The organism is Rothia sp. HMSC067H10 (genome assembly GCF_001810635.1).
In the GTDB taxonomy this organism is placed as follows: domain Bacteria; phylum Actinomycetota; class Actinomycetes; order Actinomycetales; family Micrococcaceae; genus Rothia; species Rothia dentocariosa.
Genome location: NZ_KV802296.1, coordinates 1 through 543 on the forward strand (window position 1 = coordinate 1; position 543 = coordinate 543).

General features: G+C 39.6%; 1 pseudogene. It reads left to right on the forward strand.

The window, feature by feature from the left end:
- Positions 1–407 (forward strand): annotated as a pseudogene (locus tag HMPREF2756_RS04235) (hypothetical protein); the annotation flags it as partial.
- Positions 408–543: the final 136 nt, after the last annotated feature.

The window sequence follows — 543 nt, forward strand, 5'->3', positions numbered from 1 at the left end:
GGGATATGCGGCAGGGGCTTTTCGTTTTGTATAAAAACTTTGAGGATCTTCTGGTACTCGATAATAGGAAGTTAACTGCATGTGTCAACATTATAGAAACTATGGATGAATATTATAGTGTTCGCCCATCATTTGGTAACGGTCTATACCAGGTTCTCTTTGGATATGGGTTTGAAATTTCACAAGAGAGTCTACCTCAAGTGAAAGAATTTTTTGCAGATAATATTGTTGTTGCTGCGAGTGATGTTAAATATCCGTGGGATGGTGCAGAGAAATTTAAAAAAACATTCTTTCCCAACGGTTTCCCGGATCCTCGTTATGAGGATGGATCATGGGTTATGGATCCTGAAGAGTACCCGGAAAGTACTTCCTACGTTGAAGATAATGAAGAAGACTCATCTAAGTAAAACTTTATATATCTTCCCACTAAAAACTCGAAGAGAAAAAGATGAGTTACACGCTTAACGGAACTGTAGAGTTCATTGCCCCTTTGTTTATCCGTGAGGGTGGATACTGGGAGAACCATATGCTGCCCTATCTGGA